The organism is Umezawaea sp. (assembly GCF_036375055.1).
Taxonomy (GTDB): domain Bacteria; phylum Actinomycetota; class Actinomycetes; order Mycobacteriales; family Pseudonocardiaceae; genus Umezawaea.
Window position 1 is genome coordinate 34,739 of the sequence record NZ_DASUSQ010000112.1, and the last position, 24,761, is coordinate 59,499.

Sequence of the window (24,761 nt, forward strand, 5' to 3'; positions counted from 1 at the left end):
TCTCCTGCCGCACAACTGTTTTCCTCGCTGAGCTACCAGATCGCGAACGTGGCCGATCCGCGTGATGCGCTGTTGCTGGCGCGGTGAAGGGTGCACGTGGTGCCACGCCCGTGGTTCGGACGCTGCTGTTGGAGCGGGTGGCGTGGGCGAGCGCCAAGACGAAGGACCACGACGGAACGCGCCGCGTGCTCGATGCCGTGGACGACGTGCACGAGCGGCGATCACGCGGCACAGAAGAGCCTGAATGGGTTCATTGGCTCAACAGAGCCGAAATCGACGTGATGGCCGGGCGTTGCACGATTGAGCTGGGGACCCCGGCAATGCCGAACCGTTGCTGTCGGCTGCCGTCGCCACCCACCCGGAGGAGCACTCGCGAGAGGTAGCGCTCTACCTCTCGCGGCCGGCGGAAACGTACGCGCGAGTCGGTGCGCTGGACGCTGCCGGGGACACGCTGAGCCGGGCGCGGGAGTTCGCTTCGCGGATGCCGTCCGCGCGGACGGACGACCGGTTCAACCTCCTGGACGGTTTGCTCAGGGCATGAGCTGTGCGGCGACCGTCGCGCCGAGCTCCCAGCACGCGCGTAGATCGTCCTTCGACGGCTCGCCGGTCACGCTGACGTTCGGGGTCACCTTCTCCCACGCCAAGCCTGTGGTGATCGACTCGATACCGCGAATCGCTCCGGTCGTGTCGTTGTTGCCGTGGACGTACAGGCCGAACGGGCGGCCCCGCGTGGCGTCCAAGCACGGGTAGTAGGCGAGATCGAAGAACACCTTCAGCGCGCCGCTCATCATCCCCAGGTTGGCGGGCGTGCCCAGGACGTAGCCGTCCGCTTCGAGTGCATCAGACGCGGAAGCGGACAGAGCCGGGCGTCGTACGACCTCCACGCCTTCGATCTCCGGATCTGTCGCGCCGGAGACGACGGCCTCGAGCATCGCCTGCGTGTTCGGCGACGGTGTGTGGTGCACGATCAGCAGTCTCTTGGACACGCCGGTCAGGCTTCCTCAGCCGTTGACGTTGTGCAACGCGATCGGCTGCCGGTCAGCAGGCGGGTCCGTGACGGGCACCTGTCGTGCTGTCGCTTGTTTTGCGGGATGGGGCGGGAGTGAGCCGACGGCGCGGCCGTGACCAGGGTGAACGGTGAATGCTGTTTCTCCGCGTCGCCACCGGACACGTAGCCGATGTTGGCTGGTGTTCCCGGTACGCATCCGTCCGCTGACAGGACGTCCGAGGCGGTTGCCTCCAGCGCTGCCCCGCGCACCACCTCTACGCCTTCCAGTGCCGGGTCCGTCGCGCCTGCCGGCACCGCCTCGAAGATCTCCCGCATGGCGGGGGACGGGGTGTGGTGGACGATCAGCAGACTGGCCATCGCGGTGGCCCTCTTCGGCTCGTGGTGACGTGCCCGGTCAGGCTATTCGCGACCACGCCCGCGGGGCTGCGCGAAGGCCGTGGGGGATGATCGAGCCGGCGCCGCGTGGAACCTGTTCGGCTCGTGCGCGTCCTAGTAGTCACATACAGGAGGGGGTCATGGACACTTCAATCATGCGGTCCAGCAGTCGTGAGAAGCGCATCACCTGGGGCGGTGGCCTGTCGGTCAGCCTCGGTCTGATCGGGTTGCCGCTGGTGTTCGTCGGCGTGTGGCCGACGTTCGACCACAGCCCGTGGGACGTCAACACGATGATCCTGGGCGCCGGTGTCTTCCTCTGCACGGTGAGCTACATCCTCGGCCGGATCGCGGTCGCGGCGTTCACCGAGGAGAGGCGCAACCCGGTGAGCCCGCCCGCGAGGCGCCCCTACGTGGTGGCAGGCGCCTCGTTGGCCATCGCGATCCTGTGCCTGCTGATCGCCCTCAGCAGCTGAGCAGCCGCTCCACCCGTGTCCTGAGTTCCGCCAGGCGTGCCTGGGCGCGGTCGCGTGCGGGCGCCAGTCCGTCCGCGACCGGCTCCACGACCTCCAGGTACGCCTTGAGCTTCGGCTCGGTGCCGGACGGTCGCACGACCACCCGCACGCCCGGCGCCGTGAGGCGGACGACGTCCGCCTCCGGCAGCAGGTCCTCGTAGTCGTAGCCCTCGGGCGGGGACTGGCGGAGCCCGGCCATGAGCGCGCCGATCCCGGACAGGTCGGTGAAGCGCAGCGAGACCTGGTCGGTGAGGTGCACGCCGTGGTCGACGGCCAGCCGGTCGAGCGCGTCGAGGAGCGATCCGCCCGCCGCCTTCAGCGTCGCGGCCAGGTCGCAGGCGAGCACGGCCGCCGAGATGCCGTCCTTGTCGGTGACGTACTCCGGGTCGACGCAGTGGCCGAGGGCCTCCTCGTAGGCGTAGACCAGGCCCTCGCCCGCGCGGACCAGCCACTTGAAGCCGGTCAGCGTTTCCACGTACCTGGCGCCCTGCGCCTTGGCGATCTCGCCCAGCAGCGACGACGACACGATCGTGGTCGCCACCAGCGGGTCCGGGTGGGTCGTCCGGTCCAGGGTGGACAGCACCAGCGAACCGAGCAGCACGCCCGTCTCGTCGCCGCGCAGCATCCGCCACGTGCCGTCCCGGCCGCGCACGCCCAGCGCGCAGCGGTCGGCGTCCGGGTCCAGCGCGATGGCGAGGTCGGCGTTCTCCGCCTCCGCGAGCGCCAGCAGTTCGTCGGCCGCGCCGGGCTCCTCCGGGTTGGGGAACGCGACGGTCGGGAAGTCCGGGTCGGGAACGGCCTGGTTCCGCACGACGCGCACGTCCGTGAAACCCGCGCGCCGCAGGGCCTCCACCGCCGTCCGGCCGCCGACGCCGTGCATCGGCGTCAGCGCCACGCGCAGGTCGCGCGCGGTGCCGCGGGGCAGTGACGAGACGCGTTCCAGGTACTCGTCGACCTCGGCGTCGGTGACCGGCAGCCAGTCCGGCGACGTCGGCACCGACACGGCGGCGGGCACGCGGGCCACGGCCGCCTCGATCTCGCGGTCGGCAGGCGGCACGATCTGGCCGCCGCCCGCCAGGTACAGCTTGTAGCCGTTGTCGGCAGGCGGGTTGTGGGACGCGGTGATCTGCACCCCGGCCACGGCGCCGTGCCTGCGCACGAGGAACGCGAGCACGGGGGTCGGCAGCGGCTCGGGCAGGACGCGCACGGTGAAGCCCGCCGCGGTGAGCACGCCCGCGGCGGCCCGGCAGAAGTCCTCCGAGCCGTGCCTGGCGTCGCGGCCGACGAACACGGTGCCGGTGTGGCCGTTGGCGCGGAGCCAGTCCGCGAGGCCCGCCGTGGTGCGGGTGACGACCGCGCGGTTCATCCCGTTCGGGCCCGCCCGGACCGGGCCGCGCAGGCCCGCCGTGCCGAACGTGAGCGGCCCGGCCATGCGGTCGGCCAGGTCCTCCGCCGCGCCCGGCGCGCCGCCCATCGCCCTGGCCAGCAGACCTTGCAGCTCGGCGCGGGTCGCGGGGTCCGGGTCGTCGGCGATCCAGCGGAACGCGGCGTCGCGCAGGGCCGGGGACAGGCTCATGCCCTGGTCACCAGTTCCCGCAGCAGCTCACCCATGCGGGACGCGGCGGCGGCGCCCGCCTCCAGGACCTCCTGGTGGTTCAGCGGTTCACCGGTGATGCCCGCGGCCAGGTTCGTCACCAGGGACAGGCCGAACACCTCCACGCCCTCGGCGCGGGCCGCGATGGCCTCCAGCACGGTGGACATGCCGACCAGGTCGGCGCCCATCGTGCGGAGCATCCGGATCTCGGCGGGCGTCTCGAAGTGCGGCCCCGGCAGGCCCGCGTACACGCCCTCCTCCAGCGAGGGGTCGATCTCCCGCGCGACGGCGCGCAGCCGCGGCGAGTACAGGTCGGTCAGGTCCACGAAGCGCGCGCCCACGAGCGGCGACGACGCGGTCAGGTTGAGGTGGTCGCTGATCAGCACGGGCTGGCCGACGGACATGCCCTGGCGCAGGCCGCCCGCGGCGTTGGTGAGCACGACGGTGCGCGCGCCCGCGGCGGCGATGGTGCGCACGCCGTGCACGACCTTCGCGATGCCCTTGCCCTCGTAGCCGTGGGTGCGGCCCAGCACGACCAGCACGTTCTTGTCGCCCACCGGCACCGAGCGGATCGTGCCGCCGTGCCCGACGGCGGTCGGCGCGTCGAAGCCCGGCAGGTCGCCGATCGGCACCTCCGCGGCGGCCTCGCCGATCAGGTCGGCGGCCGGGCGCCAGCCCGAGCCGAGCACCACGGCGACGTCGTGCTTCTCCACGCCGGTGCGGTTCGCCAGCTCCCGCGCGGCCTCGGCGGCCAGCACGTCCGGAGCGGTCTTGTCGTCGTTGTTCCCGGTCACCGCGTGAGCGTAACCGCGCTCAGCCCACCACGGAGAACGTGCCCGCGATGGTGTCGAACAGCTCCGCCCGGCCGGTCTCCTCCTGGTCGGTGGGGAACACCACCTCGACCACCCACAGGTCGCCGCCGCGCGGCAGGACGCGGGAGAAGCGGGAACGCCGCAGGTCGGCGCCCGGCGGCTCGGGCGACCTCGTGAGCGCCAGGCCGGGTTCGACGGTCCGGTAGCTGAACTGGACGGGCTGGTCGTGCTCGTTGCCCGCCGCGTCCGGCAGCGGGGTGAGGGCCTCGGTGAAGTACCGGCCCTCGGGCCAGCGGGACCGCACCAGCGCGACGTAGTCCTCGACCCGCCACCTCGGGTAGTAGCCGCCGAAGCGCTGCACGGCGACCTCGTACAGGCCGTTCGGGGCGACCAGGTGGGTGGTGGTGCTGGCGGGCAGGTCGCCGTTGGTGCGCTGCTCCACGAACGTCGTCCAGTCCGCGCCGACGCTGATGCCGAACTCCGCGCCCTGGTCGCCGTTGGCCGACGCCGCCGACGCGGTCCTCGGCACGAGTTCGAGGGTGGACCCGATGCTGGGCACGCTCGGCGCGCTCACCCCCTCCGGCGGCAGCAGCGAGGCGCCCGCGACGAGCCTGGTCACCGCGAACCCCCCGACGCCGGACACGGCGAAGACCAGCAGCGAGGCCACGACGAGCAGCGCGGTCGCGACCGGACCGCGCTGCTCGGCGAACGCCGTGGTCGGGGCGGTCGACCGGGTGAACGGCAGCGGGCCGGGGTCGGCGGCGAGCGGGGCGTCGCCGGGGATGACGGGCTTGGGCACGACCAGCGGCGGCCGGACGGCGGGGCGGCCCGTGACGGGCGTGGTGGCGGCGTCGGGGCCGTCCACCGGGAACAGCTCGACGCCCGGTTCGGCCAGCAGCGGGCGGACCCGCTCGCGCACCTCGGCGAGCGTCATCCGCTGGTCGGCGTCCTTCACCATCAGGCCCGCGATCACCGGGGCCAGCTCGCCCGCGCCCACGGGTGGCGGCACGTCGGCGTGCACGACCGCGTTGATGGTGCGCAGCACGTTCGTGCCCTCGTAGGGCGGCCTGCCGGACATGGCGGCCCACAGCGTCGCGCCGAGGCTCCACAGGTCGGCGGCGGTGGTCAGCGCGTCGCCGGACGCGACCTCCGGCGAGATGAACGACGGGGTGCCGAGCATGATGCCGCGGCTGGTCATGGTCGCGTCGGCGACGTTGCGGGCGATGCCGAAGTCGGTGAGCTTGATCCGACCGTCGTCGGCGATGAGCACGTTGCCCGGCTTCACGTCGCGGTGCGTGATGCCCGCCCGGTGCGCCGATTCGAGCGCCGCGGCCACGGCGTCGGCCACGGCGGCGCCCTGCGCGAGGGTGAGCGGCCCCTTCACCCGGATGAGGTCGGCGAGGCTGGAGGACGGCACCAGCTCCATCACGACGTACGGGTCGCCGTCGAGCTGCACGACGTCGTAGAGCGTCACCAGGTTGGGGTGCGACAGGCGGGCCACCGACCGGGCCTCGCGCATGGTGCGCTCGCGCAGCTCCTCCGCCTCGCCGTCGGTCGTGCCCGGCGGGCGCAGCACCTCCTTGACCGCGACGTCGCGGCGCAGGACCTCGTCGTGAGCTGCCCAGACGACCCCCATGGATCCCCGGCCGAGCACGTGGCGCAGTCGGTAACGCTCCCCGATGAAGCGTTCGGCCTGCTCGTTCTCCACCCGGCCATTCTCCACAACTAGGGGGTTTGAGGGGTGTTTAGGGGCTTCGGGCGCTGTCCGGGTCGTGTAATGCTCACTGCATCGTTCACGGCGGTGAACCTCACATAGCCGCCCCACTTCATCGTCGGCGACACTGCGGAGCATGATGGAACCGTCCGGAGATTTGGCCCTGGCAGCCGAGTTCCCGACTCCTGACCGGGAACGCTGGCGAGAACTGGTGGACGGGGTCCTGAAGAAGTCGGGGGCCCCGTTCGAGTCCCTGGTCTCGACGACCTACGACGGCATCTCCATCTCCCCGTTGTACACAGCCGAGGACGTCACCCCTCCGAGTGGTTTTCCCGGTGTCGCGCCGTTCGTGCGCGGCGGGAGACCCGACGGGGCGGTCGACGGCGGCTGGCAGGTCCGCCAGCTCCACGCGCACCCCGACCCCGCGGTCGCCAAGAACGCCGTGATGGCCGACCTGCTCAACGGCGTCGGCTCGCTGTGGCTCAAGGTCGGCTCGGCCGGACTGCCCGCGACGGCGCTGGGCGACGTGCTCGCCGACGTCTACCTCGACCTCGCGCCCGTCGTCGTCGACGGCGGCGCGGAGTTCACCGAGGCCGGGCGCGCCCTGCTGGAGGTCTTCGACGAGCGTCCGCTGCTGCCGAGCGAGGTGCGCGGCAACCTGGGCGCCGACCCGATCGGCGTGCTGGCCCGCACGGGCGAGGACGCCGACCTCGGCGCGCTGCTCGACCTCGTCGGCCGGTCCAGGGCGCTGTTCCCCGGACTGCGCACGGTCGTCGTGGACGGCCTGCCGTTCCACGAGGCCGGTGGCTCCGACGCGCAGGAGCTGGGCGCCTCGATCGCCGCGGGCGTCGCCTACCTGCGGGCCCTCACCGACTCGGGGTTCTCCGTCGCGGACGCCGCGGCGCAGGTCGAGTTCCGCTACGCGGCCAGCGCCGACCAGTTCCTCACCATCGCGAAGTTCCGCGCCGCCCGCAGGCTCTGGGCGCGCGTCACGGAGGTCGCCGGAGCGGTGTCGCCGCAGGTGCAGCACGCGGTGACGTCCACGGCGATGATGACCCGCCGCGACCCGTGGGTGAACATGCTGCGCACGACCACCGCGTGCTTCGGCGCCGGGCTCGGCGGGGCGGACGCGGTGACGGTGCTGCCGTTCGACGCCGCGATCGGGCTGCCGGACGACTTCGCGCGGCGCATCGCGCGCAACACCCAGTCCGTGCTGCTGGAGGAGTCCCGGCTCGCGGGCGTGATCGACCCGGCCGGTGGCTCCTGGTACGTGGAGCGGCTGACCGACGAGCTCGCGCACGCCGCGTGGGCGTGGTTCCAGGAGGTCGAGCGGGCGGGTGGGGTCGTGGCCGCGCTGCGGTCCGGTCTCGTGGCCGACCGGCTGGCCGCGACCTGGGAGGCCAGGTCGGCGAACCTGGCCGACCGCACCGACGCCCTCACCGGCGTGAGCGAGTTCCCGAACCTGGCCGAGAAACCCGTGGAACGGCCACCCGCCCCGCCCGCGCCGACCGGCGGCCTGCCGGTGGTCCGGTACGCGCAGGCGTACGAGTCGCTGCGCGACCGCTCCGACGCGCACCTGGCCGCCCACGGCTCGCGGCCGACGGTCTTCCTCGCCACGCTCGGCCCCGTCGCGGCCCACACCGCGCGGGCGTCGTTCGCGGCGAACCTGCTCCAGGCGGGCGGGATCGACACGCCGAACGCGGGCCCCACCAAGACCGTGGAGGACGTGGTGGCCGGGTTCCGCGAGAGCGGAGCCCGGATCGCGTGCCTGTGCGGCAGCGAGACCAGCTACGGCGAACTCGCCGCGCCGGTCGAGGAGGCGCTGCGCGCGGCGGGCGCCGAACGGGTCCTGCTGGCGGGCACGAGGTCCGACGCGCGGATCGACGAGTACGTCTACACGGGGTGTCCGGCGCTGGACGTCCTCGACCACACCTTCGCGGCCCTGGAGGTGGCGTGATGATCCCGAACTTCGCCGACGTGCCCCTGGGGGAGCCCGCCGAGGCCACGGCGGACGACTGGCTCCGGGAGCTGCACGAGACCACCGGCAAGGGCGCGGACGCCCTCGTGTGGGAGACGCCGGAGGGCATCGGCGTGAAGCCGGTGTACACCGCAGCCGACACCGAGGGCCTCGACTTCCTGGCCACCTACCCCGGCATCGCGCCCTACCTGCGCGGGCCGTACCCGACGATGTACGTCAACCAGCCGTGGACCATCCGGCAGTACGCGGGCTTCTCCACCGCCGAGGAGTCGAACGCCTTCTACCGCCGCAACCTCGCGGCGGGCCAGAAGGGCCTGTCGGTCGCGTTCGACCTGGCCACGCACCGCGGCTACGACTCCGACCACCCGCGCGTGGCCGGTGACGTCGGCATGGCGGGCGTGGCGATCGACTCGATCTACGACATGCGGCAGCTCTTCGACGGCATCCCGCTGGACAAGATGAGCGTGTCGATGACCATGAACGGCGCTGTGCTGCCCGTCCTGGCGCTCTACGTCGTCGCGGCCGAGGAGCAGGGTGTCGCCCCCGAGCAGCTGGCGGGGACCATCCAGAACGACATCCTCAAGGAGTTCATGGTCCGCAACACCTACATCTACCCGCCCGCGAAGTCGATGCGGATCATCTCCGACATCTTCGCCTACACCTCGCGGCGGATGCCGAAGTACAACTCGATCTCCATCTCCGGCTACCACATGCAGGAGGCCGGGGCGACCGCCGACCTGGAGCTGGCGTACACGCTCGCCGACGGCGTGGAGTACCTGCGCGCGGGCCGGGAAGCCGGTCTGGACATCGACGCGTTCGCGCCGCGGCTGTCGTTCTTCTGGGCCGTGGGCATGAACTTCTTCATGGAGGTCGCGAAGCTCCGGGCCGCGCGGCTGCTGTGGGCCAAGCTGGTCAAGGGTTTCGACCCGAAGTCGCCGAAGTCGCTGTCGCTGCGCACCCACTGCCAGACGTCCGGGTGGTCGCTGACGGCGCAGGACGTGTTCAACAACGTCACCCGCACGTGCGTCGAGGCGATGGCCGCGACCCAGGGGCACACGCAGTCGCTCCACACCAACGCGCTGGACGAGGCCCTGGCCCTGCCGACGGACTTCTCCGCGCGGATCGCCCGCAACACGCAGTTGTTCCTCCAGCAGGAGTCCGGCACCACGCGGGTCATCGACCCGTGGGGCGGCAGCGCGTTCGTGGAACGGCTGACGAACGACCTGGCGCACCGGGCGTGGGGCCACATCACCGAGGTCGAGGCCGCGGGCGGGATGGCGAAGGCGATCGAGGCGGGCATCCCGAAGCTGCGCATCGAGGAGGCCGCCGCCCGCACCCAGGCGCGGATCGACTCCGGGCGGCAGCCGGTGATCGGCGTGAACAAGTACCAGGTCGAGTTCGACGAGAAGATCGACGTGCTCAAGGTCGACAACGCGGGCGTGCGGGCGCAGCAGCTGGAGAAGCTGCGGCGGCTGCGCGAGGAACGCGACCCCGGCGCGGTCGAGTCGGCGCTGGACGCGCTGACGAGGGCCGCCGACGGTGACGGGAACCTGTTCGCGCTGGCGATCGAGGCGGCGCGGGCGAAGGCCACGGTCGGCGAGATCTCCGAGGCGCTCGGCAAGGTCTGGGGCCGCCACTCGGCGCAGATCCGCACCATCTCCGGGGTGTACCGGGAGGAGTCGGGCTCAGTGTCCAACGTGGACGCCACTCGTGCCGTGGTCGAGGAGTTCGCCGAGGCCGAGGGGCGCCGTCCCCGCATCCTGGTCGCGAAGATGGGCCAGGACGGGCACGACCGCGGCCAGAAGGTGATCGCCACGGCGTTCGCCGACCTCGGCTTCGACGTCGACGTCGGCCCGCTGTTCCAGACCCCCGGCGAGGTCGCCAGGCAGGCCGTCGAGGCGGACGTGCACGTCGTCGGCGTGTCGTCGCTGGCCGCGGGGCACCTCACGCTGGTGCCCGCGCTGCGCGACGAGCTGGCGGAGCTGGGCCGCGACGACATCATGATCGTGGTCGGCGGCGTGATCCCGCCGCAGGACTTCGACGCGCTCCGCGAGGCGGGCGCGGCGGCCATCTTCCCGCCGGGCACGGTGATCGCGGACGCGGCGGGCGACCTGCTGGGCAAGCTGTCGGCCCAGCTCGGCCATGCCTAGGGCGGTCGACGTCGGCGCGTACGCGAAGGGCGTGCTCGCCGGTGACCGCGGCACGCTGGCCCGCGCGATCACGCTGGTCGAGTCCACGCGGGCCGACCACCGCGCGGCGGCGCAGGAGCTGCTGGTCGAGCTGCTGCTGCACGCGGGCGGCGCGCACCGCGTGGGCATCACCGGCGTGCCCGGCGTCGGCAAGTCGACGTTCATCGACGCGCTGGGGACCGCGCTCACGTCGGCCGGGCACCGCGTCGCGGTGCTGGCGGTCGACCCGTCGTCCACCCGGACCGGCGGCAGCATCCTCGGCGACAAGACCCGCATGGCCAGGCTGGCGGTCGACCCCGCCGCCTACATCCGGCCGTCGCCGACGTCCGGCACGCTCGGCGGCGTCGCCCAGGCCACCAGGGAGACCATCGTCCTGGTCGAGGCCGCGGGCTACGACGTCGTGCTGGTCGAGACCGTCGGCGTCGGACAGTCCGAAGTGGCCGTCGCGAACATGACGGACTGCTCGCTGTTCCTCACCCTCGCCCGCACCGGCGACCAGCTCCAGGGCATCAAGAAGGGCGTGCTGGAGCTGGCCGACGTGATCGCGGTCAACAAGGCCGACGGCGAGCACGAGCAGGAGGCGAAGAAGGCCGCGCGGGAGCTGGCGGGCGCGCTGCGGCTGCTGCGCCCGGCGGGTGCGCTCTGGCACCCGCCCGTGCTGACGTGCAGCGCGCTGACCGGGACCGGCCTGCACGACGTGTGGGACCAGGTCGAGAAGCACCGGGCCGCGCTCACCGAGGCGGGCGAGCTCGCCGAGCGGCGCAAGCGCCAGCAGGTCGACTGGACCTGGGCGATGGTCCGCGACCAGCTCCTGTCCAGTCTGCGCTCCCACCCGGAGGTCCGCACGCTGGCACCCGAACTCGAACGCCAGGTCCGCGAGGGGGAGTTGACCGCGACTCTGGCGGCCGGGCGCATCCTCGAAGCGTTCACCACCCGATGACCGGCGGTCGAACGGCCAGACGCCCACCACCGGTGGCCGGACACCCCGGCACCGGTTCCCCTGGTGGCCCGGCCGGGTCGTCGGGGGTGCTCCGGCGAGGGGCGCGCGGTGACCGGCGAGGGACTCGCGAACGCCCCCACCCCCGGGGCGCGTCCCCCGGTCGGGTCGCGCGCCCCCGCTCCGGCACCCCGAAGTCGTCGGTGCCGTTCACCCGCGTCGGAGGCTCGGCTCGGGTGCACTGGGAACACCGTGTACCCAGACCAGGGCTCGCGGCTCTTAGAAGGTGAAGGGAGGGATACGGGGGGTGATTGCTTACCCGGTCGGACGACCACTGACGGTGGTAACGGGGACGTGGGGTGACTAGCCTGGTGACCATGCGGCGATCAGTGTCCAGTGCGTGCGTGGCTCTCCTCATCGCGCTGGTCGGTGCGTTCACACTGGTGGCGCCCGCTGGTGCGGCGGTGAGCCCGGCCGCGCACGTCGCCGCGCAGCCGACCGAGGTCGTCACGCCGTCGAACAGCGGTCCGGAGCTCAACCCGCAGCAGGAACCGGACGCGTCGATCAAGGCGGAGACGAAGAACAAGCTCTGGATCGGCGGCATCGCGGTCCTGCTGTTCGCCTTCGTCTACTGGCGCAACAAGCGCCGGTACGCGAAGTGGCGGAAGGGCAAGAAGTCCGCGGGCTGAGTCCCGAAGCGTTCCATCTGCTGGGAAACGGCATCCGGGATACGGTCGTCCGGTCAGAATCGCGAGGCAGTGATCGGTCAGGCCGAACCCCGGCCGCCGTTTGGCGCATCGTCGTGACCGGCCGTCGGTTGATCACCGGAAGGGGACATCGCCCCGCCGGGACGTGATGCAGGATGGAAGCAAATGGGTACCGACTTCAAGATCAGCACACGCTCATCCGTGGAGCGGTACTCGACGGTGCTGGTCGACCTGTCGCGCAGCATCCACGCCGAGCCCGAGCTCGCCTTCCAGGAGCACCGGAGCGCCGAGAAGGTCGCCTCCCTGCTGGAGGGGGAGGGCTTCGAGGTCGAGCGGGGTGTCGCCCGGCTGGACACCGCGTTCACCGCCACCTACGGGGACGGTGACCTGGTCCTGGGCCTGTGCGTCGAGTACGACGCCCTGCCCGGTATCGGCCACGCCTGCGGCCACAACGTGATCGCCGCCGCGAGCACGGGCGCCGCGCTCGCCCTGCGTGACCTCGCGGACGCGCTCGGTGTCACGGTGAAGGTCATCGGCACGCCCGCCGAGGAGGTGGGCGGCGGCAAGGTGCTCATGCTGGAGCGCGGCGTGTTCGACGACGTCGCACTGTCCATGATGGTCCACCCCATGCCCTACGAGGCCATCGCGGCCCGTTCCCTCGCGATCACGGACGTCGAGGTGCACTACACCGGCAAGTCGTCGCACGCCGCCGCGGCCCCGCACCTCGGGGTGAACGCGGCGGACGCGGTCACGGTCGCCCAGGTGGCGATCGGGCTGGCCCGCCAGCACCTGGAGCCCGGCCAGATGGTGAGCGGCATCGTCATCGACGGCGGCACCGCGCCGAACATCGTGCCCGCCAAGGCGGCGGCCATGTTCGACCTGCGCGCCGAGGACCTCGAATCACTGCAACGCCTCGAGAACCGCATCGGGGCCTGCTTCCACGCCGGTGCCGTAGCCACCGGCTGCACCCATGAGGTCGTCAAGGTCTCGCCGATCTACGCCGAACTCACCCCGGACCCGTGGCTGGCGGACGCCTACCGGCAGGCCGCCGTCGCGCTGGGGAGGCGCCCGCTGAGTCCCGAACGGGAACGGCGGGAGAAGATCGGCAGCACCGACATGGGCAACGTCACCCGCGTGCTGCCCGCTATCCACCCGACCATCGCCATCGACTGCGGAAACGCGGTGAACCACCAGATCGAGTTCGCGAACGCCTGCGCGTCGGCTTCCGCCGACCAGGCCGTGCTCGACGGTGCGCTGGCCATGGCATGGACGACCATCACCGCGGCCACGGACCCGGACCAGCGCGCGAGACTCCTCGCCGCCGCTGCCGAACGTGCCGCAGCTCTCGGAGGTACGGCATGACCGTCGTCGATTCGCGGACCGATCTGTCACGGGAGGAGTCCGACGTGCTGTTGAGCAGGCAGGGGGTGAGCATTGCCCCTGTGGACGATCCCGGAGAGGGGCGCGGCCCCTCGTGGCTCGACGACTGGCTGACCGCGAACGCGGCCGAGGTCGTCGCCTGGCGCAGGCACCTCCACGCCAACCCGGAACTGTCGCGCAAGGAGTTCGCCACCACCGAACTCATCGCCCGCCTGCTGCGCTCGGTCGGCCTCAAGCCGAGGATCCTGCCCGGCGGCACCGGTCTGGTCTGCGACATCGGCAGCGGACCCCGGTGCGTCGCCCTGCGCGCGGACATGGACGCGCTCCCGTTGCAGGAGAACACCGGTCTGCCCTTCACCTCCTCTGTGGACGGTGCCTCGCACGCGTGCGGCCACGACGCGCACACCACGGTGCTGCTCGGCGCGGCGCTGGCCCTGGCGTCGGCGACCGAGCTGCCCGGCCGGGTGCGGCTGGTGTTCCAACCCGCCGAGGAGGTCATGCCCGGTGGGGCGCTCGACGTGCTCGCCGCGGGCGGGCTCGACGGGGTGGAGCGGATCTTCGGCCTGCACTGCGACCCCCGCCTGGAGGTCGGACGGGTCGGCACCCGGATCGGGGCCATCACGTCGGCCAGCGACCTGCTGGAGCTGCGGCTGACCTCGCCCGGCGGGCACACGTCCCGGCCGCACCTGACGGCCGACCTGGTCAACGCGCTGGGCACCGTGATCACCGGACTGCCGTCGCTGCTGTCGCGGCGGGTCGACCCCCGGTCCGGCACCGTGCTGGTGTGGGGGGCTGTGCACGCCGGTGAGGCGGCCAACGCGGTGCCCCAGGACGGCGTGCTGCGGGGGACCCTGCGGACCGGCGACCGGGAGATCTGGGCCGAGCTGGAGCCGCTGGTGAAGGAGCTGGTGGGAGCACTGCTCGCGCCGACCGGGGTCGGGTTCGACCTGCACCACCGGCGCGGCGTGCCGCCCGTGGTGAACGATCGCGACTCGACGCTGCTGTTCCGGGCCGGGATCGAGGCGGCGCTGGGGGAGGACGCCCTGGCCGGGACCGAGCAGTCGTCCGGCGGGGAGGACTTCGGGTGGTACCTGGAGCACGTGCCGGGGTCGTTCGCCCGGTTGGGTGTGTGGGACGGGGTGGGGAAGCAGCGGGATCTGCACCAGCCCACGTTCGACCTGGATGAGCGGGCTCTGCTGGTGGGGGTTCGGGTGATGGTGCACACCGCTTTGGCCGCGTTGGCTTAGAGGTTTGGCGCGGCTTGGTGGGTGGGCTTGCTGGGTGGGGCTTCGAGGGTTGGTTGGTGAGTGGCTCGTGGGGGCGGTCGATTTGACTTGGGGCCCCTCATTTGACCCTTGATCGTGCTTGACGGGCAGGTGGAACGCCTGCCCGATCATCAATTTCAAGGGTCAAATCCCCAAGTCAAATCGACCTCTTCGCGGGTCGGTGTGTGGCTGTGGGTGGGCAATCGGCTGGTGGCTGTGGGTGGGCAGGCTGCTGGTGGCTGCCGGTGGGCAAGCTGACGGTGGCTGCTGGTCGGCAGGCTGCCGGTCGGCAAGCGGCTGATGGCTGCCGGTTAGCAAGCTGCTGGCAGGCAAGCTGCTGGCAGGCAAGCTGCTGGTCGGCGTGCTGCTGGTGGCTGCCGGTGGCTGTCGGTCAGTTGGTGCCGGCTGGTCGGCCGCGGTGCCCTGCCGTTGGTGGCTGTGCTGGGTGGGTGCTGGTGTTAGTGGGTCGAGGCTGGTTTTACGCGTACCGGGCGGCCTGCTGGGCCGTTCACCCGGACCTCTGCCCGTGTTACCTCCAGCACGGCGCCCGAGTCCTCCTCGCAGGCCGCGTCGGAGATCAGCACCACGTTCGGTTCGCCTGTTTCCTTCAGCACTTCCGCTACCGCGTTGTCGTCCAGTTCGCGGGCGGCGATCAGCTTCCAGGTCGCGTCGCTGTCGCGGACGCCCTCGGTGAGCCACTCGCGTTGTTGCAGGTCTGATCCTGTGCGCCGGTCCAGGACGATCACGTCCACCAGGCGGCCGAACGTCAGGCCGCGGAACCTGCGGCCGTCGCGCACCGGTTGCCAGTCGAGGTGTTCGGCGGCCGTGACGACCACCGGGTGGGTGGCGTGCAGGCGGCGGACGTCCGGGTTGGTCAGGTGCCTGGCCAGCATCCGCTTGTCCGTCGGCAGGGAGCCGACCTGGAGCACCGCGTCCAGGTCCGGGCGTTGGGCCAGGTGGGCGTGGGCCTGGCCGCGGAGGACGCCGAAGCGCAGCATGTCGCACTCGTCGTGCGGGGCGGTGGTCGTGCGGCCCGTTTCCGAGACGACGTTGCCGATGCGGAAGCGGTAGTAGTACGCCGTCCTCGGGCGCAGGCCGGTGACCGGGACCTTGACCGTGTGGTCGCGTTCGGCCGTCGCCAGCGCCATGCCCGCCGTCATGGGGCGTTCGAACGACAGGGTGCGGGACAGCTCCCACGTGACGCTCACGACGGGCAGGGTGGTCGTCACCCGTGTCCACAGCAGAACGCCGTCCGGCCACGGGTCGCCGGACGCGACGCCGTGGCCGAACGACACCTGCCAGTCGTGCGGGGAACTCATCCGCGGATCAGGAGACGGGCTCGATCAGCTGCGGACGGGCTTCCGGAGCCGCCGCGCGGACGCCGTCCGCCGACTCGTCGTTGGCCTGGGTCTGCGACTCGCGCTCCGCCTCGACCCGCGAGTTGTAGACCTCGACCTCCCGCTTGATCCGCTCCTCGTCCCAGCCGAGCACCTCGGCGATGAGCCGGGCGACCGGCTCGGCGCTCTCCACACCGCGGTGCGGGTACTCGATCGAGATCCGGGTGCGCCGGGTGAGCACGTCCTCCAGGTGCAGGGCGCCCTCGTGGCTCACGGCGTAGTACGCCTCGACCTGGAGGTAGTCCGGCGAACCGGGGATCGGCTTGAGCAGCTCGGGGTGGTCGCGGGACAGGCCGAGCACCTCGTGCACCAGCGAGCCGTAGCGGTCGAGCAGGTGCCGCACGCGGTACGGGTGCAGGCCGTAGCGGGTGGCCAGCTGGTCGGCCTGGTTGACCAGCGCGTGGTAGCCGTCCGCGCCGACCAGCGGCACCTTGTCCGTGATGGACGGTTGGATGCGGCCGGGCACGTCCACCGACGCGGCGTCGATCGCGTCGGCGCCCATCACCCGGTACGTCGTGTACTTGCCGCCCGCGATGGCGACGAGGCCGGGGGAGACGCGGGCCACGGCGTGTTCGCGGGACAGCTTCGACGTGGACTCGTTCTCACCCGCGAGCAGCGGCCGGAGACCGGCGTAGACGCCTTCGATGTCGTCGTGCGTCAGCGGGGTCGCGAGGACCGAGTTCACGTGTTCGAGGATGTAGTCGATGTCCGCGCGGGTGGCGGCGGGGTGCGCGAGGTCGAGGTTCCAGTCCGTGTCGGTGGTGCCGACGATCCAGTGGTTGCGCCACGGGATGACGAACAGGACGGACTTCTCGGTGCGCAGGATCATGCCGGACTCCGACACGATCCGGTCGCGCGCGACCACGATGTGCACGCCCTTGCTGGCGCGCACGCGGAACCGGCCCCTGCTGCCCGAGAGCCGCTGGAGCTCGTCGGTCCACACGCCCGTGGCGTTGATCACGGCGTGCGCCCGGACGTCGGTCTCGCGGCCGTCCTCGACGTCGCGGACCCGCACGCCCGACACCCGGTCCGCCTCGCGGAGGAAGTCGACGACCTGCGTGGACGTCCGCACGACGGCACCGTAGTGCGCGGCGGTGCGGCCGACCATCATGGTGTGGCGGGCGTCGTCGGCCTGCGCGTCGAAGTAGCGGATGCCGCCGATCAGCGCGTCCCGCTTCAGCGCGGGCACCATGCGCAGTGCGCCCGCCTTGGTCAGGTGCTTCTGGCCGGGGACGGACCGCCCGCCGCCCATGGAGTCGTAGAGGAACAGGCCCGCCGCCGTGTACGGCCGCTCCCAGACCCGCTTGGTCAGCGGGTAGAGGAACGAGACCGGCTTCACCAGGTGGGGGGCGATCCGGTTCAGCATCAGTTCGCGTTCCCGAAGGGCTTCGCGGACGAGGCCGAACTCCAGCTGTTCGAGGTAGCGGAGACCGCCGTGGAACAGCTTGCTCGACCGGCTCGACGTGCCGGAGGCCAGGTCGCGGGCCTCGACGAGGGCCACCCGCAGGCCGCGCGTCGCCGCGTCCAGCGCCGCGCCGACCCCGACCACACCGCCGCCGACGATGACGACGTCGAAGGTCTCGGTCTCCAGCCGTCGCCAGGACTCCTCGCGTTCCAGAGGCCCCATGCGACCGGTGACGGCCGCCTCGACCTCGGTCTCGGTTTGCTCGTGCACCGCTGCTGTTCGGGGCTTGCGCGTGGCCACGACAGACGCCTCCCTGCGCTGACCTGCTGTTGACAACTCGCACGTTACCCGTAGGTACGGACATTCGGGGATCGTGGGCTTCGCGTTGGCGCGCTCTAACGGTTTGTGATGTGCTGACCAGGAGAGAACGGCCACGGAACGGTCTGAACTGACGACCGGGCCATAGACAACCGCTCAGTTCTGCGGTTAGCGTCTGGTCGCACCACGGGGTGGCAGCGCGGCCGAACCCGAGCTCGGACGCGCCTCCCCGCCCTGTCCGCCACACGGCGAGGAGGCTGGCGAGTGAGTGCAGGTTCGATCTTCGTCTGGGAAACCCTCGGCACCGCGATATTGATCTTGCTCGGTACCGCTGTCGTCGCAAACCACGTGCTCCGCAACACCAACGGCAACGGCGCGGGCACCCTGTTCATCAACGTCGGTTGGGCGTTCGCCGTCTTCACGGGTGCGAGCGTCGCCGCCCAGAGCGGCGCGCACCTCAACCCGGCGGTCACCCTCGGTCTGGCGATCAGCGACAAGACCGACTGGGGTGACGTCCCCTTCTACTTCGCGGGCCAGATGGTCGGCGCCGTCATCGGCGCCATGCTCACCTGGGCCACCTACAAGCTCCAGTTCGACGCGCACGACGAACCGGGCGGCACGCTGGGGATCTTCTCCACCGCGCCGCAGATCCGGAACACGCCGTGGAACCTCGTGACGGAGATCATCGGCACGTTCGTCCTGGTCGCGTGGATCCTGCTCAGCCCCGGCGCGAAGATGGCCGAGGGCGGGCTGCCCCAGCTGGGCAACTCCGCGCTCGGCTACGCCGGTGTCGCGTTCGTCGTCCTGGTGATCGGCACCTCGCTCGGCGGTCCGACCGGGTACGCCATCAACCCGGCCCGCGACCTGGGGCCCCGCATCGCCTACGCGTTCCTGATGCCCATCAGGGGCAAGGCCGACCCGGACTGGGGCTACTCCTGGATCCCGGTCGTCGGCCCGCTCGTCGGCGGCGCGCTGGCGGCCCTGCTCTACCTGGTACTCCCGGTCTGAAGATGAGAGGACACCTCGCATGACCCAGTACGTGGCCGCGATCGACCAGGGCACCACCTCGACCAGGTGCATGATCTTCGACCACTCCGGTCGGGTCGTCTCGGTCGACCAGAAGGAGCACGAGCAGATCTTCCCGAAGGCGGGCTGGGTCGAGCACGACCCGGAGGAGATCTGGACGAACACCCGCCAGGTCGCCGCGGGAGCGCTCGCCAAGGCCGACCTGACCACCGCGGACATCGTCGCGGTCGGCATCACCAACCAGCGCGAGACCGCGGTGGTGTGGGACAGGACCACCGGCAAGCCCGTCTACAACGCGATCGTCTGGCAGGACACGCGCACGGACAAGATCTGCCAGGAGCTGGAGGCCCTGGGCGGTGGGCAGGAGCGGTACCGCGAGAAGACCGGTCTGCCGCTGGCGACCTACTTCTCCGGCCCGAAGGTCCGCTGGATCCTGGACAACGTCGACGGCGCCCGCGCCAAGGCCGAAGCCGGTGACCTGCTGTTCGGCAACATGGACACGTGGGTGCTGTGGAACATGACCGGCGGTGCCGACGGCGGGGTGCACGTCACCGACCCGACGAACGCCTCCCGCACGCTGCTGATGGACCTGGACACGTTGACCTGGGACGAGTCCATCGCGGCCGACATGAAGATCCCGGTGTCGATGCTGCCGGAGATCAAGTCGTCGTCCGAGGTCTACGGGCAGGTCCGCGAGCGCGGTGCCCTGGCCGGGCTGCCGATCGCGGGCATCCTCGGCGACCAGCAGGCCGCGACGTTCGGCCAGGCCTGCCTGTCGCCCGGTGAGGCGAAGAACACCTACGGCACCGGCAACTTCGTGCTGCTCAACACGGGCACGGAGAAGGTGCTCAGCAACAACGGCCTGCTGACCACGGTCTGCTACAAGATCGGCGACAACGCCACGGTGTACGCCCTGGAGGGCTCCATCGCGGTCACCGGCTCGCTGGTGCAGTGGCTGCGCGACAACCTCGGCATGATCGGCTCGGCCGCCGAGATCGAGGAGCACGCGCGGACCGTCGAGGACAACGGCGGCGCGTACTTCGTGCCCGCGTTCTCGGGCCTGTTCGCGCCGTACTGGCGGTCCGACGCGCGCGGCGCGATCGTCGGCCTCACCCGGTACGTCAACAAGGGCCACCTGGCCCGCGCGGTCCTGGAGGCCACGGCGTTCCAGTCCCGCGAGGTCATCGACGCCATGAACGCCGACTCGGGCGTGGAGCTGACGTCGTTGAAGGTCGACGGCGGCATGGTCGTCAACGAGCTGCTGATGCAGTTCCAGGCCGACATCCTCGGCGTGCCGGTGATCCGGCCGGTCGTCGCGGAGACCACGGCGCTGGGTGCGGCGTACGCGGCCGGGCTCGCGGTCGGGTTCTGGAAGGGCGAGGACGACATCCGCGAGAACTGGGCGCAGGACAAGCAGTGGGACCCGTCGATGGACGAGTCGCAGCGGGCCAGTGAGTACAAGAACTGGAAGAAGGCCGTGAGCCGGACGCTGGACTGGGTCGACAAGGACGAGTGATGTGTGAAGAGGGCCCGTCCTCGAAGCGAGGACGGGCCCTCTTCGTCGTTCCTAGTCCAGGTCGTCGTGCCGCATCAGCTGGCGGCCGGATTCCGTGATGGAGCCCGAGAGCGACGGGTACACCGAGAACGTGGTGGCCAGGTCCTCGACGGTGAGCTGGTTCTGCACGGAGAGGGCGATCGGCAGGATCAGCTCGCTCGCGTTCGGGGCCACGACGACGCCGCCGATCACCACACCGGTCGCCGGGCGGCAGAACAGCTTCACGAAGCCGCGGCGCAGGCCCTCCATCTTGGCGCGCGGGTTCGTCGCCAGGGGGAGCATGATCGTGCGGGCCGGGACCTTGCCGGAGTCGATCGCGTGCTGGCTGATGCCGACGTTCGCGATCTCCGGGTTGGTGAACACGTTCGCCGCGACCGTCTTGAGCTTGATCGGGCTGACGCCCTCGCCCAGCGCGTGCCACATCGCGATGCGGCCCTGCATGGCCGCGACCGACGCGAGCAGCATCAGGCCGGTGCAGTCGCCCGCCGCGTAGACGCCGGACACGTTCGTGCGCGACACCCGGTCGACCGGGATGTAGCCGCCGCGACCCAGCTCGATGCCGATCTTGTCCAGGCCGATGTCGGTGGTGTTCGGGATCGAGCCGACCGCCATCAGGGCGTGGCTGGCCTCGATCACGCGGCCGTCCTCCAGGTGGATCTTGACGCCGTCGCCGACGTTCTCCACCCTGTCCGCCCGCGCGTGCTTCACCACGGTCGTGCCGCGCTCGGCGAACACGTCCTCCAGCACCGCGGCGGCGTCCGCGTCCTCGTGCGGGAGCACGCGGTCGCGGCTGGACACCATCGTGACCTTGACACCCAGCTCGGTGTAGGCGGAGGCGAACTCGACACCCGTGACACCGGAGCCGATGACGGCCAGGTGCTCGGGGAGTTCGGGGAGGTCGTAGATCTGCCGCCAGTCCAGGACGCGCTTGCCGTCCGGCTCGGCGCCGGGCAACACGCGCGGGGTCGCACCTGTGGCGATCAACACCACGTCGGCCGACAGCGTCTCGGTCTCGCCGTTCGAGTCGACCACGACCCGGTGCTGCGCCAGCCCGCGCGTGTCGTCGCAGAACTTCGCCGTGCCGTTGACGATCCGGACACCCTCGCGCTGGAGCCGCGCCCGGATGTCGGCGGACTGCGCGAGCGCAAGGCCCTTCACCCGACCGTGTACAACCGGGAGATCGACCTCCGCGGCGTTGTCGTCGGTGTGAATGCCCAGCTCACCGGCGTTGCGGAAGGCGCTGCGACCGCCCGCGGAGGCGATGAACGTCTTGGAGGGAACGCAGTCGTAGAGCACGCAGGCGCCACCGACGCCGTCGCTCTCCACGACCGTGACTTCGGCCCCGTGCTGAGCTGCGACAAGAGCGGCTTCATAGCCTGCGGGGCCGCCGCCCATGATGACGATGCGGGTCACGCGAGATCCTCCTCAGACAGCGGCAACGGCCGCGCACAACCGTACGCGGTCGGGTCGTTGTCCGTGTCGTCCGGTCTTGTGTTCCTCAAGGTGATCGCCGTGTCGCTAGGCTGTCGGTCGTGCCGCTCTATGCCGCGTACGGGTCGAACATGGATCCGAACCAGATGATGGAGCGAGCCCCCTACTCCCCGATGGCGGGGACTGGCTGGCTCGCTGGTTGGCGTCTGTCGTTCGGTGGCGAGGACCTCGGCTGGGAGGGCGCGCTCGCCACCATCGTCGAGGACCCCGACTCCCAGACCTTCGCCGTCCTCTACGACGTGTCACCGCGGGACGAGTCGCGGTTGGACCGGTGGGAGGGGGCGCTGGGTCTGTACAAGAAGATCCGGCTGCGGGTGCAGACGTTGGAGGGGTCGGTCGTCGCCTGGCTGTACGTGTTGGACGCGTACGAAGGGGGGCTGCCCTCGGCGCGCTACCTCGGGGTGGTGGCTGACGCGGCTGAGGCCGCTGGGGCGCCTGACGACTACGTGTCGGACCTGCGGACGAAGCCCTGTCGGGGGATCGGGTCCTGAGCTCGACCCCCCCGATTCCCGATCGTGTCGATGGCTCGTTCCGGTTGTCAAGGCGGGAAAGATGCCTTGACAACCGGAACGAGCCATGACTGTGGGGGAGATCGGGGCGGCTGGGGTGGGGGAAGGGTTTGAAGGGCTGTGAGCTTGGGTGGGTGTGGAGTTGGGGCCGGGGGGCCCGGTGGGGTGCGGTCGGTCACGGGGTGGGATTGGGCCGGGGGCCGGTGAGCTGCTGTTGGTCACGGGGCTGGGCGAGCCGCCGCTTGTTCGTCGGTGGTGGTGGGAACGTGCTCGCTGGTCCGCTGGTCCCGTGAGTCAGTTCGTGAGTCCCGTGAGTCCCACTGGTTCCGTGAGTCCCGCTGGTCCGCAGGTCCCGGCTCGTCCGTCGGTCCCGTGAGTCCCGCTGGTCCTGGCTAGTCCGCCAGCCCCGCCAGCCCCGGCTGGCCTGCTTACTGGCTCGTCCGGTCCGAGCTGCAACGCTGCCACCGCCGGCTACTCGGCGGCCCGCCCGCGAAGCCCAGGGCCAACCGTGCCTCAGCCCCTGTCGCGGTCGTTGCGGCTCTCTGCCTGTAGTTCTGACAGGTGGTGGTCCAGTCTGCGGTGGTCTACCGGTGAGACCGTGCTCCACGGTTGCTGGCCGGGGGCGGCTCGGCGCATCTGCACGTACCTGCCCTCCGGCGTGTCGTAGAACGCGACCACCCGTTCCGGCCTTCGGCGTTTGCCCCACTTGTCCCTGGTCGCCGCGCCGAACTGGCCTCGGTTCCCGGCTTCGCGCATCATCTCGGCGAGCGTGTGGGCGTCGTCCCTGCGCACGCCTCGGGCGTTCAGGGCGTTTTCCAGTTGTTCCGGGGTGCTCGCCGCCGCCGCTGCCGCGTCCAGGTCGGCGCTGGGCAGGGTGATCGAGTGGCCAGGGCCTGCTGGGGCCGGTGGCAGTACCGACAGGGCTTCTCGCGGCAGGCTTTCGCCCGAGGCCGCGCGCAGGGTGAGGTTGTCGCCGTCCAGCACCGCCAGCACGCCCGCCTGGCCCTTGGCGGCTGCCAGCACGCGGACGCTGCGGCCCAGCCAGAGGCGGCCGTCCACTTCGGTCTGCGGGCGGTTGAGCAGGTGCAGCAGGTCCTCCAGCGCGGGGTCCAGGGAGACCGGTTTGCCGAGGCCCCGGCGCTCCAGGCCCGCCCACACCGTGCGTTCCAGCTCGGCGCGTTCGGCGTGGGTCTTGCCCGGTGACGGCACCTTCAGCACGAGCGGCATCATCTCCAGGCGGAGGTGCTCCCAGAGCACGTCGAACTCCAGCGCCGAGATGGTGACCGGTTCCCGCAGGTCGTTCGTGCCGAGGTCCACTCCGAACGTCGTCATCAACTGCTCTGGTTCTCCCCGATCACCGGTGGCGAGATCATCCCGCCGATCCCGTAGATGTCGTCGGTCTCGCGCAGGTAGTCGGCGGCGTTGTGCTCGCCGTCCTCCTCGTCGTCGGCTCGTGCGGCGCCGACGTTGCCGAACGGGTCGAACGAGCTCTGCGCGGGCACCATCGGCGTCGACCTGCGGTGCACGGTGTCGTTGTCCGGCGCCGTCGAGCCCGCCGCGCCGCCCGCGGCCCCGCCCGCGCCGCCCGCCACGCCGTGCTGGGCGGTCGGGGTGGCGACGGGTGCGAACTCGGAGCCGCTGATCACGGTCACGCCCGACTGCTTGCCCGCGCCACCCGCCTGGCCTGCCGCGCGGTCCGCGTTCGCGTCCTCTGCGGAGGCCGACCTGGTCTCCTCCTTGCGCGGCTTGGAGCTGATCCGGCCGCCGATCACGCCACCGCCGCCGGGGCCGGGGCCGCCGACCACGCCGGTCGAGACGACGCCGGTGGGGGTGCGGGTGGTGCCGGTGGTGGGGGCCGAGGGCGTGGTGGTCGCGCCCGACGTGCGGGTGCCGCTGCCCGCCGGACCCGTGGTGGAGTGGACCGGACGGCCGCCGCCCCGGCCGCGGCCTCCGCGCGAACCGCCGCCGCCGCGGCCGGTGACCACGCCGTACTCGCCGCCCGTGCCGCTGATGCCGTGCGTGGCACCCAGCGAGGACTGCGAGGCGTTGATCACGAGCTGCGGCGGCTGGTGGAACTGGCCGAGCGTGCTGGTGTTCGTGGTCGTGCTGGACGCGTAGGTCGCCATGACCTCACGCGCGCGCTGCTCGGCGGCGCTGTGCGCCTTCTCCTGCACCTCGTAGTCGGTCTGACCTCCGACGAGGTGGGTGAGCGCGCTGAGGAGCTTGCCGGGGTCCTCGGCCGTGACCGGCACGGGCGCGGGCATGTCGGAGCGGGCCTTGCTGATGAAGTCGGCCTGCATCTCGGCGGAGACGCGCATCACGTCGGCGCCGGTGCGGGCGTCGTCGGCCCAGGCGGCGAGCGGGTTCAGGCCTGAGCGCGCCTTGTCGGCGGCCTTGCCCTCCCAGGTCGCGCCGGAGTTCGCGACGCCTCGGAGCAGCTCGTCGTTGATCTCCACGAGGGCTGCCGAAACGCCCTGCCAGCGTTCCATCGACGCGTGCGACGCCTTCGGTCCCGGCCCCGAGTTGATCTGCTTGTAGAGCTCCTCGTGGCTGTAACCGTTCCAGCGGTGTCCGTCGGGCATGAAGAT

General features: G+C 71.4%; 20 protein-coding genes. 10 read left to right on the forward strand and 10 right to left on the reverse strand.

What is annotated here, in order from left to right; all coding sequences use genetic code 11:
- Positions 1 to 530: 530 nt before the first annotated feature.
- Together VFZ92_RS28645 and VFZ92_RS28650 are read right to left on the reverse strand one after the other, a co-directional pair.
- Entirely contained in the window at positions 531 to 932 is a 402-nt protein-coding gene (locus tag VFZ92_RS28645; RefSeq protein ID WP_330879251.1) for a flavodoxin family protein, read from the reverse strand.
- A gap of 59 nt (positions 933 to 991) precedes the next feature.
- Entirely contained in the window at positions 992 to 1,366 is a 375-nt protein-coding gene (locus VFZ92_RS28650) for a hypothetical protein (protein WP_330879168.1), read from the reverse strand.
- Between the two features lie 158 nt (positions 1,367 to 1,524).
- Here VFZ92_RS28650 and VFZ92_RS28655 point away from each other — a divergent pair, with 158 nt between their 5' ends.
- Positions 1,525 to 1,857, forward strand: a complete 333-nt coding sequence (locus VFZ92_RS28655; RefSeq protein ID WP_330879169.1) for a hypothetical protein — start codon at positions 1,525 to 1,527, stop codon at positions 1,855 to 1,857.
- Here the strand turns inward: VFZ92_RS28655 and VFZ92_RS28660 are convergent.
- The 3 genes from VFZ92_RS28660 to VFZ92_RS28670 are packed head-to-tail and all read right to left on the reverse strand — an operon-like array spanning position 1,847 to position 6,010.
- Entirely contained in the window at positions 1,847 to 3,472 is a 1,626-nt protein-coding gene (locus VFZ92_RS28660) for a phospho-sugar mutase (protein ID WP_330879170.1), read from the reverse strand. The two genes, VFZ92_RS28655 and VFZ92_RS28660, sit on opposite strands and share 11 nt — an antisense overlap.
- The gene (locus VFZ92_RS28665) at positions 3,469 to 4,248 is read right to left on the reverse strand and encodes a purine-nucleoside phosphorylase (RefSeq protein WP_330879252.1); all 780 of its coding nucleotides are present in this window, start codon (positions 4,246 to 4,248) and stop codon (positions 3,469 to 3,471) included. Before VFZ92_RS28665 ends, VFZ92_RS28660 begins: the two co-directional genes overlap by 4 nt.
- A 55-nt stretch (positions 4,249 to 4,303) precedes the next feature.
- Complete coding sequence (locus tag VFZ92_RS28670) at positions 4,304 to 6,010, reverse strand: serine/threonine-protein kinase (RefSeq protein ID WP_330879171.1); 1,707 nt, start codon at positions 6,008 to 6,010, stop codon at positions 4,304 to 4,306.
- 145 nt (positions 6,011 to 6,155) lie between these two features.
- Between VFZ92_RS28670 and VFZ92_RS28675 the strand changes: the two genes are divergently transcribed.
- From VFZ92_RS28675 to VFZ92_RS28700, 6 genes are all read left to right on the forward strand, one after another.
- Positions 6,156 to 7,973 (forward strand): methylmalonyl-CoA mutase family protein, encoded by a 1,818-nt coding sequence (locus VFZ92_RS28675; protein WP_330879253.1) that lies wholly within the window; start codon positions 6,156 to 6,158, stop codon positions 7,971 to 7,973.
- Positions 7,970 to 10,144 (forward strand): methylmalonyl-CoA mutase, encoded by a 2,175-nt coding sequence (gene scpA / locus VFZ92_RS28680; protein ID WP_330879172.1) that lies wholly within the window; start codon positions 7,970 to 7,972, stop codon positions 10,142 to 10,144. Before VFZ92_RS28675 ends, scpA begins: the two co-directional genes overlap by 4 nt.
- Entirely contained in the window at positions 10,137 to 11,123 is a 987-nt protein-coding gene (gene meaB, locus VFZ92_RS28685) for a methylmalonyl Co-A mutase-associated GTPase MeaB (RefSeq protein ID WP_330879173.1), read from the forward strand. The genes scpA and meaB overlap by 8 nt, the downstream gene beginning before the upstream one ends.
- Positions 11,124 to 11,524: 401 nt before the next feature.
- Positions 11,525 to 11,809 carry a hypothetical protein gene (locus tag VFZ92_RS28690; RefSeq protein WP_330879174.1) on the forward strand — a complete coding sequence of 95 codons (285 nt, stop codon included), beginning with the start codon at positions 11,525 to 11,527 and terminating at the stop codon, positions 11,807 to 11,809.
- A gap of 183 nt (positions 11,810 to 11,992) precedes the next feature.
- Entirely contained in the window at positions 11,993 to 13,189 is a 1,197-nt protein-coding gene (locus VFZ92_RS28695) for a M20 family metallopeptidase (protein ID WP_330879175.1), read from the forward strand.
- Positions 13,186 to 14,454 (forward strand): amidohydrolase, encoded by a 1,269-nt coding sequence (locus VFZ92_RS28700; RefSeq protein WP_330879176.1) that lies wholly within the window; start codon positions 13,186 to 13,188, stop codon positions 14,452 to 14,454. Before VFZ92_RS28695 ends, VFZ92_RS28700 begins: the two co-directional genes overlap by 4 nt.
- A 476-nt stretch (positions 14,455 to 14,930) precedes the next feature.
- Here VFZ92_RS28700 and VFZ92_RS28705 read toward each other — a convergent pair whose 3' ends face one another.
- The gene (locus VFZ92_RS28705; protein ID WP_330879177.1) at positions 14,931 to 15,791 is read right to left on the reverse strand and encodes an alkaline phosphatase D family protein; all 861 of its coding nucleotides are present in this window, start codon (positions 15,789 to 15,791) and stop codon (positions 14,931 to 14,933) included.
- Between the two features lie 7 nt (positions 15,792 to 15,798).
- Complete coding sequence (locus VFZ92_RS28710) at positions 15,799 to 17,496, reverse strand: glycerol-3-phosphate dehydrogenase/oxidase (protein ID WP_330879254.1); 1,698 nt, start codon at positions 17,494 to 17,496, stop codon at positions 15,799 to 15,801.
- Between the two features lie 360 nt (positions 17,497 to 17,856).
- Here VFZ92_RS28710 and VFZ92_RS28715 point away from each other — a divergent pair, with 360 nt between their 5' ends.
- Both VFZ92_RS28715 and glpK read left to right on the forward strand, forming a co-directional pair.
- The gene (locus VFZ92_RS28715; protein WP_330879178.1) at positions 17,857 to 18,600 is read left to right on the forward strand and encodes an MIP/aquaporin family protein; all 744 of its coding nucleotides are present in this window, start codon (positions 17,857 to 17,859) and stop codon (positions 18,598 to 18,600) included.
- Positions 18,601 to 18,619: 19 nt separating this feature from the next.
- Entirely contained in the window at positions 18,620 to 20,134 is a 1,515-nt protein-coding gene (glpK, locus tag VFZ92_RS28720) for a glycerol kinase GlpK (protein WP_330879179.1), read from the forward strand.
- Positions 20,135 to 20,185: 51 nt separating this feature from the next.
- Here the strand turns inward: glpK and VFZ92_RS28725 are convergent, their stop codons facing one another.
- Entirely contained in the window at positions 20,186 to 21,586 is a 1,401-nt protein-coding gene (locus tag VFZ92_RS28725) for an NAD(P)H-quinone dehydrogenase (RefSeq protein WP_330879180.1), read from the reverse strand.
- Positions 21,587 to 21,705: 119 nt separating this feature from the next.
- Here VFZ92_RS28725 and VFZ92_RS28730 point away from each other — a divergent pair, with 119 nt between their 5' ends.
- Positions 21,706 to 22,155 (forward strand): gamma-glutamylcyclotransferase family protein, encoded by a 450-nt coding sequence (locus VFZ92_RS28730; RefSeq protein ID WP_259629769.1) that lies wholly within the window; start codon positions 21,706 to 21,708, stop codon positions 22,153 to 22,155.
- Between the two features lie 531 nt (positions 22,156 to 22,686).
- Here VFZ92_RS28730 and VFZ92_RS28735 read toward each other — a convergent pair.
- Both VFZ92_RS28735 and VFZ92_RS28740 read right to left on the reverse strand, forming a co-directional pair.
- A complete protein-coding gene (locus tag VFZ92_RS28735) occupies positions 22,687 to 23,505 on the reverse strand; it encodes an ESX secretion-associated protein EspG (RefSeq protein WP_330879181.1) in 819 nt (272 codons plus the stop codon).
- Positions 23,505 to 24,755: a PPE domain-containing protein gene (locus tag VFZ92_RS28740; RefSeq protein WP_330879182.1), complete on the reverse strand. Its 1,251-nt coding sequence runs from the start codon at positions 24,753 to 24,755 to the stop codon at positions 23,505 to 23,507. The genes VFZ92_RS28735 and VFZ92_RS28740 overlap by 1 nt, the downstream gene beginning before the upstream one ends.
- Positions 24,756 to 24,761: the final 6 nt, after the last annotated feature.

What these genes read in the sequence shown, in the direction of transcription:
- VFZ92_RS28645 (WP_330879251.1), bottom strand. Translation starts at nt 932, where the DNA reads ATGCTCGAGGCCGTCGTCTCCGGCGCGACAGATCCGGAGATCGAAGGC.
- VFZ92_RS28650 (WP_330879168.1), bottom strand. Translation starts at nt 1,366, where the DNA reads ATGGCCAGTCTGCTGATCGTCCACCACACCCCGTCCCCCGCCATGCGG.
- VFZ92_RS28655 (WP_330879169.1), top strand. Translation starts at nt 1,525, where the DNA reads ATGGACACTTCAATCATGCGGTCCAGCAGTCGTGAGAAGCGCATCACC.
- VFZ92_RS28660 (WP_330879170.1), bottom strand. Translation starts at nt 3,472, where the DNA reads ATGAGCCTGTCCCCGGCCCTGCGCGACGCCGCGTTCCGCTGGATCGCC.
- VFZ92_RS28675 (WP_330879253.1), top strand. Translation starts at nt 6,156, where the DNA reads ATGGAACCGTCCGGAGATTTGGCCCTGGCAGCCGAGTTCCCGACTCCT.
- meaB (WP_330879173.1), top strand. Translation starts at nt 10,137, where the DNA reads ATGCCTAGGGCGGTCGACGTCGGCGCGTACGCGAAGGGCGTGCTCGCC.
- VFZ92_RS28695 (WP_330879175.1), top strand. Translation starts at nt 11,993, where the DNA reads ATGGGTACCGACTTCAAGATCAGCACACGCTCATCCGTGGAGCGGTAC.
- VFZ92_RS28700 (WP_330879176.1), top strand. Translation starts at nt 13,186, where the DNA reads ATGACCGTCGTCGATTCGCGGACCGATCTGTCACGGGAGGAGTCCGAC.
- VFZ92_RS28705 (WP_330879177.1), bottom strand. Translation starts at nt 15,791, where the DNA reads ATGAGTTCCCCGCACGACTGGCAGGTGTCGTTCGGCCACGGCGTCGCG.
- VFZ92_RS28710 (WP_330879254.1), bottom strand. Translation starts at nt 17,496, where the DNA reads ATGGGGCCTCTGGAACGCGAGGAGTCCTGGCGACGGCTGGAGACCGAG.
- glpK (WP_330879179.1), top strand. Translation starts at nt 18,620, where the DNA reads ATGACCCAGTACGTGGCCGCGATCGACCAGGGCACCACCTCGACCAGG.
- VFZ92_RS28735 (WP_330879181.1), bottom strand. Translation starts at nt 23,505, where the DNA reads ATGACGACGTTCGGAGTGGACCTCGGCACGAACGACCTGCGGGAACCG.
- VFZ92_RS28740 (WP_330879182.1), bottom strand. Translation starts at nt 24,755, where the DNA reads ATGCCCGACGGACACCGCTGGAACGGTTACAGCCACGAGGAGCTCTAC.